The 14,241-nt window shown below is 71.8% G+C and carries 15 protein-coding genes; 5 read left to right on the top strand and 10 right to left on the bottom strand.

The window, feature by feature from the left end; genetic code table 11:
* Positions 1-25: 25 nt before the first annotated feature.
* The 3 genes from LADH09A_RS00235 to LADH09A_RS00225 all read right to left on the bottom strand — a co-directional run bounded on the left by LADH09A_RS00235 (position 26) and on the right by LADH09A_RS00225 (position 3,866).
* Positions 26-1,432, bottom strand: a complete 1,407-nt coding sequence (locus LADH09A_RS00235) for a class II 3-deoxy-7-phosphoheptulonate synthase (protein WP_238642468.1) — start codon at positions 1,430-1,432, stop codon at positions 26-28.
* Between the two features lie 87 nt (positions 1,433-1,519).
* Positions 1,520-2,053 (bottom strand): nuclear transport factor 2 family protein, encoded by a 534-nt coding sequence (locus LADH09A_RS00230; RefSeq protein ID WP_238642460.1) that lies wholly within the window; start codon positions 2,051-2,053, stop codon positions 1,520-1,522.
* A gap of 187 nt (positions 2,054-2,240) precedes the next feature.
* Positions 2,241-3,866, bottom strand: a complete 1,626-nt coding sequence (locus LADH09A_RS00225; RefSeq protein WP_238642458.1) for a glycosyl hydrolase family 18 protein — start codon at positions 3,864-3,866, stop codon at positions 2,241-2,243.
* Between the two features lie 167 nt (positions 3,867-4,033).
* Between LADH09A_RS00225 and LADH09A_RS00220 the strand changes: the two genes are divergently transcribed.
* The gene (locus LADH09A_RS00220) at positions 4,034-4,522 is read left to right on the top strand and encodes a glutathione peroxidase (RefSeq protein WP_238642456.1); all 489 of its coding nucleotides are present in this window, start codon (positions 4,034-4,036) and stop codon (positions 4,520-4,522) included.
* 323 nt (positions 4,523-4,845) lie between these two features.
* Positions 4,846-5,520 carry an NADPH-dependent F420 reductase gene (locus LADH09A_RS00215; RefSeq protein ID WP_238642454.1) on the top strand — a complete coding sequence of 225 codons (675 nt, stop codon included), beginning with the start codon at positions 4,846-4,848 and terminating at the stop codon, positions 5,518-5,520.
* A gap of 27 nt (positions 5,521-5,547) precedes the next feature.
* On the opposite strand, the gene LADH09A_RS00210 is transcribed toward LADH09A_RS00215, so the two are convergent.
* Entirely contained in the window at positions 5,548-7,149 is a 1,602-nt protein-coding gene (locus LADH09A_RS00210) for a glycosyltransferase 87 family protein (RefSeq protein ID WP_238642452.1), read from the bottom strand.
* 430 nt (positions 7,150-7,579) lie between these two features.
* Here LADH09A_RS00210 and LADH09A_RS00205 point away from each other — a divergent pair, with 430 nt between their 5' ends.
* Both LADH09A_RS00205 and LADH09A_RS00200 read left to right on the top strand, forming a co-directional pair.
* The gene (locus LADH09A_RS00205) at positions 7,580-8,449 is read left to right on the top strand and encodes a DUF4397 domain-containing protein (RefSeq protein ID WP_238642450.1); all 870 of its coding nucleotides are present in this window, start codon (positions 7,580-7,582) and stop codon (positions 8,447-8,449) included.
* Entirely contained in the window at positions 8,446-9,123 is a 678-nt protein-coding gene (locus LADH09A_RS00200; RefSeq protein ID WP_238642448.1) for a class F sortase, read from the top strand. Before LADH09A_RS00205 ends, LADH09A_RS00200 begins: the two co-directional genes overlap by 4 nt.
* Positions 9,124-9,317: 194 nt before the next feature.
* Here LADH09A_RS00200 and LADH09A_RS00195 read toward each other — a convergent pair whose 3' ends face one another.
* The 5 genes from LADH09A_RS00195 to LADH09A_RS00175 all read right to left on the bottom strand — a co-directional run bounded on the left by LADH09A_RS00195 (position 9,318) and on the right by LADH09A_RS00175 (position 12,959).
* A complete protein-coding gene (locus LADH09A_RS00195) occupies positions 9,318-9,668 on the bottom strand; it encodes a DUF2203 domain-containing protein (RefSeq protein WP_088949422.1) in 351 nt (116 codons plus the stop codon).
* Positions 9,669-9,714: 46 nt separating this feature from the next.
* On the bottom strand, positions 9,715-10,533 hold the full coding sequence (proC, locus tag LADH09A_RS00190) for a pyrroline-5-carboxylate reductase (protein ID WP_238642440.1): 819 nt from the start codon (positions 10,531-10,533) through the stop codon (positions 9,715-9,717).
* 159 nt (positions 10,534-10,692) lie between these two features.
* Positions 10,693-11,721, bottom strand: coding sequence for a 6-phosphofructokinase (locus LADH09A_RS00185; protein WP_091408060.1), 1,029 nt, complete (start codon positions 11,719-11,721; stop codon positions 10,693-10,695).
* A 158-nt stretch (positions 11,722-11,879) separates the two neighbouring features.
* The gene (locus LADH09A_RS00180; protein ID WP_238642438.1) at positions 11,880-12,383 is read right to left on the bottom strand and encodes a pyridoxamine 5'-phosphate oxidase family protein; all 504 of its coding nucleotides are present in this window, start codon (positions 12,381-12,383) and stop codon (positions 11,880-11,882) included.
* Positions 12,384-12,461: 78 nt separating this feature from the next.
* A complete protein-coding gene (locus LADH09A_RS00175; RefSeq protein ID WP_179783497.1) occupies positions 12,462-12,959 on the bottom strand; it encodes a polyadenylate-specific 3'-exoribonuclease AS in 498 nt (165 codons plus the stop codon).
* Positions 12,960-13,246: 287 nt separating this feature from the next.
* Here LADH09A_RS00175 and LADH09A_RS00170 point away from each other — a divergent pair, with 287 nt between their 5' ends.
* On the top strand, positions 13,247-13,939 hold the full coding sequence (locus tag LADH09A_RS00170; RefSeq protein ID WP_007463121.1) for a Crp/Fnr family transcriptional regulator: 693 nt from the start codon (positions 13,247-13,249) through the stop codon (positions 13,937-13,939).
* A 73-nt stretch (positions 13,940-14,012) separates the two neighbouring features.
* Here the strand turns inward: LADH09A_RS00170 and LADH09A_RS00165 are convergent, their stop codons facing one another.
* Positions 14,013-14,210 carry a hypothetical protein gene (locus LADH09A_RS00165; RefSeq protein ID WP_088949427.1) on the bottom strand — a complete coding sequence of 66 codons (198 nt, stop codon included), beginning with the start codon at positions 14,208-14,210 and terminating at the stop codon, positions 14,013-14,015.
* Positions 14,211-14,241 lie beyond the last annotated feature (31 nt).

The following is a 14,241-nucleotide window of genomic DNA, read 5'->3' as shown; positions in this document are numbered from 1 at the left end:
GCTGCCGACTGCGGGGCTCGCAAGCTCAGCCACGGAGCATCTCCGCTACGAGGAACGCCAACTCCAACGACTGCTGGGTGTTCAGTCGCGGGTCGCAGGCGGTTTCGTACCGGTCGGGCAGGTCGAGATCCTCGATGCCCTGGGCGCCGCCGAGGCACTCGGTGACGTCCTCGCCGGTCAACTCGACGTGCAGGCCACCGGGGTGGGTGTCCAGCCCGCGGTGCACCTCGAAGTAGCCGAGCACCTCGTCGACGATGCGGTCGAAGTGCCGGGTCTTGTAGCCGTTGGACGACTCGTGCGTGTTGCCGTGCATCGGGTCGCACTGCCAGACCACCTTGGCGCCGGCGGCGGTGACCTTGGCGACGATCGGCGGCAGGGCGTCGCGCACCCGGTGGTTACCCATCCGGCTGATCAGGGTGAGCCGACCGGGGACGTTGTCCGGGTTGAGCTTCTCGCACAGCTCGATCGCCTCGTCCGGGGACGTGGTCGGGCCGAGCTTGACGCCGATCGGGTTGGCGATGCGGGAGATGAAGTCGATGTGCGCGCCGCTGATCTGCCGGGTGCGCTCACCGATCCAGAGGAAGTGCCCGGAGAGCCCGTACGCCCGACGGTCGGAGACCCGGGTGAGTGCCCGGTCGTACTCCAGGGCCAGGGCCTCGTGGGAGCAGTAGAGCGTGACCGTCCGCAGCGCCTCGTCGTCGGTCATCCCGCAGGCCCGGATGAACGCCAGCGCCCGGTCGATCTCCCGGGCGATCGCCTCGTAGCGCTCCCCCGCCGGGGAGTTCTTCACGAAGCCCTTGTTCCAGTCGTGCACCGCATGCAGGTCGGCGAGACCACCGGCCAGGTACGCCCGGAGCATGTTCATCGCCGCCGCCGAGTTGGCGTACGCGCGGATCATGCGCTGCGGGTCGGCGACCCGGGCGGCCGGGTCGGCCTCCAGCGAGTTGATCATGTCGCCGCGGTACGCGGGCAGGCCGCGCGCGTCGGTGGGCAGCGAGCGGGGCTTGGTGTACTGCCCGGCCACCCGGGCGACCTTCACCACCGGCAGGGACGCGCCGTAGGTGAGCACGATCGCCATCTGGAGCAGGGTGCGGGCGTTGGCCAGCAGGTGGCTCTCGGTGTTGTCGACGAACGTCTCGGCGCAGTCACCGCCCTGGAGCAGGAACGCCTTGCCCTCGCAGACCAGAGCGAGCTTCTGCCGGAGTTGGTCCACCTCGTAGGGCGCGACGACCGACGGCACGGTGTCGAGGACCTTGCAGACCGCCGCGACGGCGGCCGGGTCGGACCACGGTGGGACCTGCTCGCGGGGCAGCTCCCGCCATCGGTCCAGCCCGAGCGCGGCGTCCTCGGCGGAGTCGACGGTCGGTCGGCTGGTCTGCAGGCCCGGGCTGCTCACCGCGGGATGGCTCAGCTGATGCCACTCATGGCGCATGACAGAAAGCGTACGGCGACGGTCGGGGTGACCGGGCGGCGAGGGGGACGGTTCCGGCAGATGGGAGATCAATCCGCCGGGAGCCGGTCAGGACGCGCGGGTCGGGGCGACGCCGGTCGGGGGTGGGCCGGCACTCGACGAGCCGGCCGGCGGCGGGCCGGCGGGCGCCTCCGCGGCGATGCACCAGTCGCTGCCGTCGCGCGTCACGGTGAACACCAGCGCCCGGGTGACGGTGCTCTTGCCGGCGGTGACCGAGACCGAGACGCTGACCTCCTGGCCCAGTGGGCCGGACCGGATGTCGGTGATGGCCGTCTCGGGCACCTGGAAGTGGTCGGCGAAGTCACCGTTGGGGCCGGTGGCACCCAGGTCGAAGCCGTCGTGCAGGAGTGCGCAGAGCTGGCTCCGGCCGGCGGCGACGTCCTTCGCGGTCATCGCGTCGAGGTACGCCTGCACGCGCTCGCGGGAGCGGGCGGCGGCCTCCTCGGCGGGGGCCCGCGCGGGCTTGGGCGTGGGCTCGTCCTTGGTGTCGTCGTCGCCGCCGATCCCGCAGCCGACCAGGGCGACCGGCAGCAGCACCAGCCCGGCGGCGGTTGCCGCCAGCCTGCGGTGGGTCGGACGCATGACCACCTCCGTCGCCGGTGCCATCGAGATCGAGACGTGCCGAGCCGCGAGTCTGCCACATCGAGCTGGGCCAGCCCAACGACGGCGACCCGGCCGACGCTGGGCGCCGGCCGGGTCGTGGTGTCACGGGCGGGGAGGGACGGTGCGGGCCCCTCCCCGCCGTGTGGGTGACGCGTCGGCCGTCGGCTCAGCCGAGACCGCCCTTGATGGCGCCGATGAGCTCGCCGTTGCTGGTGTCACCGGAGAGCTCCCAGAAGAACGCGCCACCGAGGCCCTGGTTGTTCGCGTACGTCATCTTGCCGTTGATGGTCGACGGGGTGTCGTAGCTCCACCAGTTGTTGCCGCACTTGGCGTACGCGGTGCCGGCGATCGTGCCGGTGGCCGGGCAGGTGTTCTTGAGGACCTTGTAGTCCTCGATGCCCGCCTCGTAGGTGCCCGGTGCCGCCCCGGTGGCGCTGCCACCCGGTGCGGCCTGGGTGACACCCGTCCAGCCGCGACCGTAGAAGCCGATGCCGAGCAGCAGCTTGTTGGCCGGGACGCCCTTGCTCTTGAGCTTCTGGATCGCCGCGTCGGAGTTGAAGCCCTGCTGCGGGATGCCGGTGTACGAGGTGAGCGGGGAGTGCGGTGCCGTCGGACCCTGCGCGGCGAACGCCCCGAAGTAGTCGTAGGTCATCGGCATCAGCCAGTTGAGGTTGCCGATGGCGCCGGCGTAGTCGGTGGCGTCGATCTTGCCGCCGTTGCTGCCGTCCGCGGTGATGGCGGCGGTGACCAGAGCGCTGGACCCGAACTTCGACCGCAGCGCGCTGATCACGTTCTTGAACGCGTTGGGGCCGCTGGTGTCACAGGTCAGACCGCAGGCGTTCGGGTACTCCCAGTCGACGTCGATGCCGTCGAAGACGTCCGCCCAGCGCGGGTCCTCGACCAGGTTGTGGCAGCTCTCGGCGAACGCGGCCGGGTTCTGCGCGGCCTGGGTGAAGCCGCCGGACCAGGTCCAGCCGCCGAACGACCAGATCACCTTGAGGTGGGGGTTCATCTGCTTGAGCTTGCGCAGCTGGTTGAAGCTGCCCCGCAGCGGCTGGTCCCAGGTGTCGGCGACGCCGTCCACGCTGTCCGCCGCCGTGTACGCCTTCTCGTAGTCGGCGTAGCTGTCGCCGATGGAGCAACGACCACCGGTGGTGTTGCCGAAGGCGTACAGGATGTGGGTCAGCTTGGCGGCGGAGCCGCTGGTCTGGATGTTCTTGACGTGGTAGTTGCGCCCGTAGACGCCCCACTCGGCGAAGTAGCCGACGACCTTCTTGCCACCGGGGTTCGGCGGGTTGGTGGTCGGCGGCGGCGTGGTGGGCGGGGGCGTGGTGGGGGGCGTCGTGGTCGGCGGGGTGGTGGTCGGGGGCGTGGTGGTCGGCGGGGTCGTACCGCCGCCGCACGCGGCACCGTTGATGGTGCAGTTCAGCGGCGCCTTGAAGGCACCGGTGCCGTTGTAGCCCCAGCTGAACGAGGCGCCCGCGGCGATGCCACCGGCCCAGCTCTTCTTGACCGCGACGTAGTGGTTGCCGCTGCTGGTGACGTCGGCGTCCCAGGCGCTGCTGATGGTGGTGCCCGACGGCAGGTCGAACTCGATGCGCCAGGTGCTGATGGCGGCACTCGATCCGTTGGTGACGGTCACCCTCGTCTCGTGACCGGTCCCCCAGTCCTGTGCCCTGGTGAACGTGGTGGTGACCGTGCCGGCGCCGAACGCAGTCGTCACCGGTACCGCTGCGACGGTCACGGCGACCACGGCACCGGCCCAGAGGGCCCGGCGGAGCGATCTTTTCATGAGGCGTCTCCCGAACTGTTAGGAAACTTTCCAAAAGAGATGGTGAGACGGTACTCACGGCGTCATCAGTTCGTCAAGATGTCCATGTTTCGATTTCTCCTGGTGCACGGAGTGCGTACGCTGCGCCCACCAGGGGTCGGTGCCCGGCCGGCGCGTAGCCTCGGCCCATGACCGTCTTCGACATCCCGATCGACGCCCTCAACGGCGGGCCCGCCGACCTGGCCCGCTACCGCGGCAAGGCGTTGCTGGTCGTCAACGTGGCCTCCCGCTGCGGCCTCACCCCGCAGTACGCCGGCCTCCAGACGCTCGCGGACACCTACGCCGACCGTGGCCTCGTGGTGCTCGGCGTGCCGTGCAACCAGTTCGCCGGGCAGGAGCCCGGCAGCGCCGCCGAGATCAGCGACTTCTGCCAGGTCAACTACGGGGTGACCTTCCCGCTGACCGAGAAGGTCGACGTCAACGGCCCCGACCGGCACCCGCTCTACGCCGCGCTGGTGGACACCCCGGACGCCGACGGGCACACCGGGGACGTCCGGTGGAACTTCGAGAAGTTCCTGGTGGCCCCGGACGGCACGGTCGCCGCCCGCTTCGCCCCCACGGTCACCCCCGACTCCGCCGACCTCCAGGCAGCGATCGACAAGGCCCTCCCCGCCTGAGAGCGGTGATCAAGAGGTTCGCGTCAGCCCGGCGCCCGTTCCCGACACAAACCTCTTGATCACACCTCTGCGGACGCGGCGACCGCCCGTCACCGGAGAGTGGCACGTCCGCGGAGACCCGGTCGGCGACACGTGTGAGCAGTACGTTGTGCAGGACGGGCTCGCGGCGCAGCCAGACACCCGCCGTGACGGCGAAGGTCGCGAGGTCCTCGACGAGACAGCGCATTCCCGGCAGTCTGCGCAGCCGGTCGACTCCGGGTAACCGGAATAACCCACCACCTCGGTCGGGAATGGGTCGTGGGTGGACGGAGTTGGGAACGAACATGACAACTGTGGGACTGATCGGCAGTGGCAACATCGGCGGCACCCTGGCCCGGCTGGCGGTGGACGCCGGCTACGACGTGGTGCTGAGCAACTCGCGGGGCCCCGAGACGCTGAAGGACCTCGCCGACGAGCTGGGCGAGCACGCGAGTGCCGGCACGGCGCAGGACGCGGCGCAGGTCGGGGACCTGGTGGTGGTCACCGTGCCGCTGAAGGCGTACCGCGCGGTGCCCGTCGAGCCACTGGCCGGCAAGGTCGTCATCGACACCAACAACTACTACCCGCAGCGCGACGGGACCTTCCCCGAGCTGGACTCCGGCGAGACCACCAGCAGTGAACTGCTCCAGCGGCACCTGCCGGACTCGCGGGTGGTCAAGGTCTTCAACAACATCTACTACAAGGGCCTTGCCGCGCTCCCCCGCCCGTCCGGCGCGGCCGACCGCAGCGCCCTCGCCATCGCGGGCGACGACGACGCCGCGAAGGCCGAGGTGACCGCCTTCCTGGACCGGATCGGCTACGACGCGGTGGACGTCGGCCCGTTGGCCGAGGGGTGGCGCTACCAGCCGGACACCCCGGCGTACGGCACGCTCTACTCCGCCAGCCCGACCGACTGGGAGCACCCCGCACCGGGTGACGCCGACAAGCTGCGCACCGCCCTGGCCGCCGCGACCCGCTGAGCTGACCCGCCGCCCTCCCCCGCTCACCTACCGGGTGGTCGTACGGAGGGCGGCGGCCAGTTCCTCGTCGTAGCTGGCGATCGGCTGGCCGTCCGAGGCGTACGCGACGAGCCGCCCCTGTGCCATGTGCGCCGAGCGGAACGAGAACGTCCGGCTACCCGGGTACGCGTCGAGCAGCGGGATGGCCCGGGGCGCCCCGCCGGGCGCGGAGTAGTACTCCAGGCGGGTCACCTGCGGGGAGACCACGCCGTTGACCCGTACCTTCGTCTTCTCGGCGCGGGTGCCGAAGGTGACCGGCGCGTCGGTGCCGTAGGCGGCGCACTCGGCCGGGCCACGGCAGACGAAGAAGTATCGCGGGTTGACCACGTCGTCGAGGGCGTACGCCTTGAAGGTGGGGTCCGCTCCGGCGGGCAGCGGCTGCACGGCGAAGAACGCGACCGCCACCGTGGCGGTGACGCCCACCCGCAGCCAACCCCGCGCGCCGGCCGGCCTGCGAGCCGTTCGGGTGGCGGCGACCGCGACGCCGCCGAAGCCGACCAGGCACAGCAGGCACACCCCGACCGCGCGGGCGTTCTCGAAGAGGAACTGCACGCCCGGCCGTGTCGACACCGGGCCGAGGACCGCGCCCAACGAGACGACCATGGCGGCGAGCAGCGCCACGCCGGCGGCGCGCTGGGCGACGCCGGACGCGCCGATCAGCAGCATCGCGGCGAGCACCGGCCACACCTGGTGGTGCGTCCAGGACACCGGGGACGCGGCGACGGTGGCGCAGCCGACCAGCACGGCCGCGTGCCCCGGGCGGCCCCGCACCGTCAACTGTCGGGCCCGCAGCAGCGCCGCCGCGCACACGAGTGCCACCAGACCGGCCCAGAGCAGGGGCAACATCGCCTCGTCGACGCCGACGCGCAGCAACATCCCGTGCAGGGACTGATTGCCCAGTGAGGCGAGGTTGCCGATCCGCGAGGTCTGCCGCACGGCCTCGGTCCAGTACGTCCAGCTCTCCCCCGGCAACACCACCGCGGCGAGAGCCGCGCAGGCCAGGAACGTCGCCACCGTGCGGCCGGCGTCACGGTAGCGGCCCGTGGCGAGGAAGTAGACCACGAACAGCAGCGGGGTCAACTTGATCGCCGCGGCGACCCCCACCAACACCCCGCGCAGCCGGGGCGGGACGACACCCATCCCGTCGAGCAGGGCCATCAGCACGATGAAGATGCTGACCTGACCGAAGCGCAGATTGCTCTGCACCGGCGCGGAGAGCATCAGCGCCGTGGCGGCCACCGCCACCACGAGCGGCCGCCGGGACCGCCGGGTGGTCAGCGCGACGCCGACCGCCCCGGCGATGGCGACGACCGCCGCGCACGTCGCCACCAGCCAGATCCCCTGGAGTACGCCCTCACTCACGGCCGTGATCGGGGCCAGCACGAGCGCGGCGAACGGCGGGTACGTGAACGGACCGCCGTTGGCCGCCACGAACCCGTACAGCGGGCGACCGGCGTGCAGATCGGACAGTGCGCCGTAGTAGATGTGCAGGTCCGAGAGGCGGTCATCGCGCCGCAGCACGAGCGCACAGGACACCAGCGCGACGACGACGAAGGCCGCCCACACCAGCGCCACCCGGCGATCCCGCATCGATCGAGGATAGGCGAGCGCTGCCGTCCGCGGCGGCCCCGTAGTGACAGACGTCGGCACCTCTGCCCTCGACCTGTTCGGCCTCCTGGCCGTCCGCGAGGGGTAGCGACACGTCGCCCGCCCCGCGCCCCGCGCGAAGAGCCAAGATCCGCGCAGGTTCGGGGAAACTGCTGCCTCAACACGAAACGAGGCAGCAGTTTCGCCGAAGTTGCGCGGATCCTGCGAGGGGGCGCGGCGCGGAGGGCGACGCGCCGGGGGTCGGGCGCGGCGCGGAGGGCGACGCGCCGGGGGTCGGGCGCGGCGCCGAGGGGCGACAGCGGGCGAGGACACGCCGAGAAACATCTCGTCGGCAACTTGCGTTGCAGTCCCGTGCGCGGGACCCTGTTCTCTGGGTTGCCGCCCGCTCACCGAAAGTGCTTCCGGAGGCGACATGTACACGCTCCGCACCCTTCCCCGCCGGCTGCTGGCCGGCTCCGGCGCGCTCCTGGTCACCACCGCCCTGGCTGCCACCGGCGTCCCGGTTCCGGCCGGTGCCGCGACCGGCGCCGACACCGTCGGCTACGTCCGGCTGGCTCACCTCTCCCCCGACACCCCGGCCGTCGACGTCTACCTGGCCGCGCCGGACGCCGCGAAACCGAGGGTCTTCCCCGGGGTCGGCTACGGCGTGGTCTCCGACTACCTGGAACTCGCACCCGGGCGCTACGCGGTGGCGATGCGCGAGGCCGGCGCGCCCGCCAGCGACCCCCCGGTGCTCACCACCGAGGTCGCGGTGACCAGCGGCGAGGCGTACACGGTGGCCGGCGTCGGCCGACACGCCGATCTCGGGCTGCGGGTGCTCAACGACGACCTCAGCGCCCCCACGCAGGGCCGGGCCAAGGTGCGCGTCGTGCAGGCCTCCGTGCGCACCCCGGTGCTCGACGTGGCCGCCGCCGACGGGCCGATGATCGCCGACGGCGTGCAGTTCGCGACGACGACCGCCTACCAGCAGGTCGACCCCGGCAGTTGGCGGCTACGGCTGACGGGTGCCGGTGGGCCGAGCACCGACGCCGAGGTGCGGCTCGTCGGCGGTGCCGTCTACTCACTGCTGGTGCTCGACGCGAAGCAGGGCGGGCTGACCGCCGAGCTGCGCCGCGACGCCGAGGGCGGCACCGTCGTTCCCGCGGGCGGGGTGGACACCGGCGCTGGCGGCACCGCCACGACCGGGCTCGGGGCGTACCCCCTGGTGGCCGGCGGGTTGGCCGCGGCGGCCGTCGTGGTGGGCCTGCTGATGTGGCGCCGGCGGCGGCGCACCACCTGGTGACCACCGGGCCCGACCCGTCGATCCGGCGGCACCGCGACCGCCGGGTGCCGCTGGTCGGGCTGGTCGCGGCAGGCGCGGCGGTCTGCCTGGCCGCCGGCACCGGGGTCGGGCTGGCCACCACCGGCCCGGCGCCACCGGCCGCGATCTGGCACCCCGGCTGCACCGCAGACTGCCCGTCGGTGGCCGCCGCGCCCACGCCACAGGGTCCACCCACGCGAGTACGCGTACCGCGCATCGGTGTCGACTCCGCGCTCACGGTGCTGGGCCTGGACCGCGGCGGTGCACTGATCCCGCCGACCGACTTCCACACCGCCGGCTGGTACGGGGGCGGCCCGGCCCCCGGCGACACCGGCCCCGCCGTGCTCGCCGGCCACCTGGACTCGCGACGCGGCCCGGCGGTCTTCGCCCGGCTCGGCGAGCTGCGGCCCGGCGACCGGGTCGACGTGTGGCGCGGCGGGCAACGGCTGTCGTTCCGGGTGACCGGGTCGATCCGTGCGCGCAAGGACGAGTTCCCGACCGCCGCGGTCTACGGGCCGACGCCCGGCGCGGAGCTGCGCCTGGTCACCTGCGGAGGTGACTTCGACCGGCGCAGCGGGCACTACCGGGACAACGTCGTGGTTTTCGCGGTGACCGAAGCGCCCGATCCGGTGCTGCCGGGCTCCAAAACCGGGTGAGCGGCAGGCCGCTCACCGGGCCGCCGAGCGGGCCGAGCGGGCCGCAGCCCCCGTCACAGCTCGATCAACTCGGGTTCACGGAAGTCGGGGTATCCACCCCACCCGGACACCACGGTTTACAGGAACCCGAGTCGATCACGCGCCCCAGCACGGGCCAGCCCACGACGCCCGGCGGACGGCCTGCGGCGGGTGGGTCAGAGGGGGCGGCGGCCGGCGAAGCCGCACTCGGCCCGGTGGTACCAGCGCACGTCGGAGTCGCCCTCCAGCCAGCACCAGAGCACGGCGCGGCCGGCGCGCTCGCCGGGGAAGTCGAGCAGGACCGGGGCGATGCCCTTGACCTGGATGTCGTGCTGGTGCAGCTCGTCGACGACGGCGTGCAGCCGGGCCTCCAGCCCCTTGACCTCGGCCAGCCCGCCGAGCGCGCTGACGCCGTGGTCGGCCAGGTCGGCGCGCAGCTCGGCCAGGTCGGCCCGGACCCGGATCAGCTCGTTGACGCGCGGCTGCAGGGTGGCCACGAGGTGCCGGGCCTGGGCAAGTGTGAACACCGCGCCAGTATGCGGCACGCTCGGCTCCCCGACGCGCCCGGAACGCTCAGTCGGCCTGTGCCGCCAGCTCGCGGGCTCGATCGCGGGCGGCTTCCAGTGCGGCGAGCATCGCGGCGCGTACGCCGTGCTTCTCCAACTCGCGGATCGCGGAGATGGTGGTGCCGGCCGGTGAGGTGACCGCCTCGCGCAGCTTGACCGGGTGCTCGCCCGAGTCGCGCAGCATCACCGCGGAGCCGATCGCGGTCTGCACGATCAGTTCGTGGGCGACCTGCCGGGGCAGCCCGAGCAGGATGCCGGCGTCGATCATGGCCTCGACCAGCAGGTAGAAGTAGGCCGGGCCGGAGCCGGAGAGCGCGGTGACCGCGTCCTGCTGCGACTCGGGCACCCGGATCGTCTGGCCGAGAGGCTTGAACATCTCCTCGGCCAACGCCAGGTGCTCCCCGGTGGCGTGCGCGCCCGCCGAGATCGCGGTCATCGCCTCGTCGACCAGCGCCGGGGTGTTGGTCATCACCCGGACGACGGGGGTGCCGTCGGGCAGCCGGCGGCTGAAGAAGCTGGTGGGCAGGCCGGCGCAGAGCGAGATGACGAGCTTGTCGGCCGGCACCTTGGGGCCGATCTCGTCGAGCAGCGCGGCGGCGTCCTGTGGCTTGACCGAGACCGCGAGCACCGCTGCCTCGTCCACCGCCGTCAGGTTGTCGACCACCCGTACGCCGTAGCGGGCAGTCAACTCCTCGGCGCGGGCCGGCCTGCGGGCGGTTGCCAGCAGCCGGTCCACCGGCCATCCCGAGCGCAGCAGGCCGGAGAGCATCAGCTCACCGATCTTGCCCGCGCCGATCACCGCGACCGTGTGCACCCCTGCTGACATCTCGGCCGTACCCCTCTCCGCATCGAGTCGCGGCGCGAGGGCCCCGCGGGTCCGCCGCGCCACGTCGGCTCGCGGCGCGAGGGACCCCGCAGGTCCGGCCGCGCCACGTCGGGTCGTGGCGCGACGGACCCGCAGGCCCGCCGCGCCGCCGACCGTCGATCAGCTGCCGAAGAACACCTCAGCCTCGGCGTACCGCTCCAGCGGCACGGTCTTCAGCTCGCGGGTGGCCTCGGCCAGCGGCACCCGGACGATGTCGGTGCTCTGCATCGCGACCATCTTGCCCCAGTCGCCGTCGTTGACCGCGTCGATGGCCTGCAGGCCCAGGCGGGTGGCGAGCACCCGGTCGAAGGCGGTCGGGGTGCCACCGCGCTGGATGTGGCCCAGCACCACGGTGCGGGCCTCCTTGCCGGTCTTGGCCTCCAGCTGCTCGGCGAGCCACTGGCCGATGCCGCCGAGGCGGACGTGACCGAACGAGTCCAGCTCCTGGTTGGCGAGGACCATCTGGCCGTCGAGCGGCTGTGCGCCCTCGGCGACGACCACGATCGGGGCGTACTGGTGCTGGAAGCGCTTCTCGACGTAGCCGGCCACCTGGTCGACGTCGAACTGCCGCTCGGGCAGCAGGATCACGTTGGCGCCGCCGGCCAGGCCGGCGTGCAGGGCGATCCAGCCGGCGTGCCGGCCCATCACCTCGACGACGAGGGTGCGGTGGTGGCTCTCCGCGGTGGTGTGCAGGCGGTCGATGGCCTCCATCGCGATGTTGACCGCGGTGTCGAAGCCGAAGGTGTAGTCGGTGGCGCCGAGGTCGTTGTCGATCGTCTTCGGCACGCCGACCACGTGCACGCCCAGCTCGTAGAGCTTGGTGGCCACGCCGAGGGTGTCCTCGCCGCCGATCGCGATGAGTGCGTCCACGCCCTGGGCGGCGAGGTTGTCCTTGATCCGCTCGACGCCGTTCTCGATCTTGAACGGGTTGGTCCGGGACGAGCCGAGGATGGTGCCGCCGCGGGGCAGAATGCCGCGAACGTCAGCGATGTCCAGGGGGCGGGACAGACCCTCCAGGGGGCCCTTCCAGCCGTCCCGGAAGCCCACGAACTCGTGACCGTACGTGGCGACACCCTTGCGGACCACCGCCCGGATGACCGCGTTGAGACCTGGGCAGTCGCCGCCGCCGGTGAGCACGCCGATACGCATGATCCGTCATCCTCCTGGAGCATCAGGTAAAGCCCGATATGCCCCAGGGTATGTGTCAGGTCAGACCATCGGCGCCGTTGCCGGCCCGGGGCGGGCCGTCACTGCGAACTGTAGTCCGCGTGCCGGTGCGACGACAGCGCGCCCCGGGGCGACCCGACTCAGAAGGTCACCTCGTGGTTCTCCCCGGCCTTCGGCGGGTGGCCGGTGACCGCCGCCTTCGCGTAGCCGAGGAGATTGACCACGGTGCTGCTCGGCGAGTCCCAGTACTCGGCCGAGCTGGCGTGCACCTTGATCAACGTGAGACCGGGGGTCTCCAGCCCGTCGGGGAACCACGCCTTGAGCAGCGGGTTCCACAGTTGCTCGGCCCGGGCCCGGTCGAACCCCTCGGTGGTGGTCCCCGAGATCGACACCCAGGCGTTGTGCTTCTGGTCGGAGAAGGCGACGTTGACCTCCGGGTTCACCCGGATCTGACGGATCTTGGCCGAGTCGGCGTGGGCGAAGAACCACAGGTTGCCGTCGAACTCGGCCTCCTGGAGCCCCATCGGCCGGCTCACCTGTCGCCCGTCCAGCGCGATCGTGGTGAGCATGCAGATCCGTGCGGCCCGGGCCAACTCGGTGACCCGGGCGCGGGCCTCGGCGGCGCTGGTCGGCTCGTTGCTCATGGCACTCTCCTCCGCTTCGGTTCGTCGAACCGATGCCCGGGACAGAACCGGTCAAACCTACGACGGCACGACCGGCGTTCAGCGGGTCGTCATCGCCCGCCAGCGGGCCAGATTGTGCCGGGCGTCGACGAGAGCGTCGTGCCGGGCCGCGTCCGCCTCGGGCAGGGTCGGGCGACCGCGGTCGTCCCAGAGCTGCCGCAACTCCTTGGTGTAGCGGGGGATCTCCCGGGGCAGCGCCGGCATCGCACCCCAGAGCTGCGCGAGCACCACGTGGTCGTACGCGGCGAACCAGGCCCACAGCTCCAACTGCTCGCCCGGCCGGTCCCGAATCGGTTCGACCAGGAAGTCGTACAGGTCGTCGCGGATGCGCTCGCGCGACCGCCAGGCCCGGTCCGCCGGGGAGGGCAGTTTGTCCAGTACGTTGCGCCGGACCCAGGGCACGGCACGGGAGTCGTCGAACTCGGTGGAGACCGCGTAGAACTCGCGGCCGTACTCGTCGACGACACCGATCGAGACGAGGTCGACGGTGGTGCCGTCCTCGATGAACTCGCAGTCGTAGAAGTAGCGGTAGACCATTCCGGCCATCCTCGCCCACCGCCGCCGGGCCGTACCCGGCGGGGGGTCCGCCCCGGCTCTGGTGGTCACGCGGGCGTCCAGGCCGGGCCGGCAACTCCAAAAGGGGTACGCCCGCAGCTCGCGACGGTCACGGAAGTGCTTCGAGGGGTGTACAGCAAGCGACCGGACCGTCATGATCTGATGTGTACCGCTACCGGACGCCGAATCGGTGTCAGTTCACCTTGTCAGGGCCATCAGGTTCACCCGGTGAGCGAGTTTGTGGTCCATGACCGGGGAGGGGTTGGGCCGTGGAGATGCGCCTGCCGGAGCCGGGTGACGCGCTCACGGGTGTGGAGATGTTCGCCGGGTTGGAGCCTGAGGTACGACAGCGTGTCATCGCCGCCGCCGTCCCGCGCACCTACCGCAAGGGCCAACTGCTCTTCGTGGAGAACGACCCGGGTGAATCACTGATCGTGCTGCGCCGCGGCGCGGTGGCCGTCTTTCGTACCGCGCCGACCGGCGAGCGGGCCGTGTTGTCGGTGATCCGACCCCCGGACGTGCTCGGCGAGGTTTCCCTGCTCGACGCGTCGACCCGGTCCGCCTCCGCGGAGGCCATTGAGGACTGCGCCGCGCTGGCGCTCTCCCGGGGCGCGTTCATGGAGCTGGTGCACTCCAACCCGCGCATCCTGGACGCGGTGATGCGCTCGCTGGGCGGGTTGATCCGTCGGCTCACCGAGCAGAACGCCGACCACGTGTTCCTCGACCTGCCCGGTCGGGTGGCCAAGACGCTGGTCCGGTTGGCCGGCGAGAGCCAGGCACCCATGATCACGATCGAGCTCAACCAGAGTCAGCTGGCCGAGATGGCCGGCGGTTCCCGGCAGAGCGTCAACCAGGCGATCGGTTCGTTCGCCAGCCGCGGCTGGTTGCGCACGGAGGGCCGCCGGATCGTGGTGACCGACGTTGCCGCGCTGCGCCGCCGCGCCGGCATGAACGACCGCTGACACCTCACACACGGCGCGAAACGGCCGGGTCACCCGTGGGCGACCCGGCCGTCTCAGCGTCATCGACGTGAGGTCACACCCCGGAGCTGCCCGGCCCGGCCCACTTGTCCGGGCCCTTGCCGTCGCCACCCGGGCCGTGGGACTGCTCGCTCACGATGCCCTCGGCCTGCAGCGTGGCGAGCGTGGCAGCGTCGACGTCCACCGAGTCGCCCGCGGAGTGGCTGACCCCGTTGCCGTCGGTCCAGTCGCTCTCCAGCTTGACGTACACCATTGACCTGTCCCCCTCTGGTCCCTGATCGATA

Origin of the sequence: Micromonospora cabrerizensis (genome assembly GCF_022230955.1) — a bacterium.
GTDB classification, from domain to species: domain Bacteria; phylum Actinomycetota; class Actinomycetes; order Mycobacteriales; family Micromonosporaceae; genus Micromonospora; species Micromonospora cabrerizensis.
Note: the sequence above shows the minus strand (reverse complement) of the source record. Positions and strands in the feature narration are given on the sequence as shown.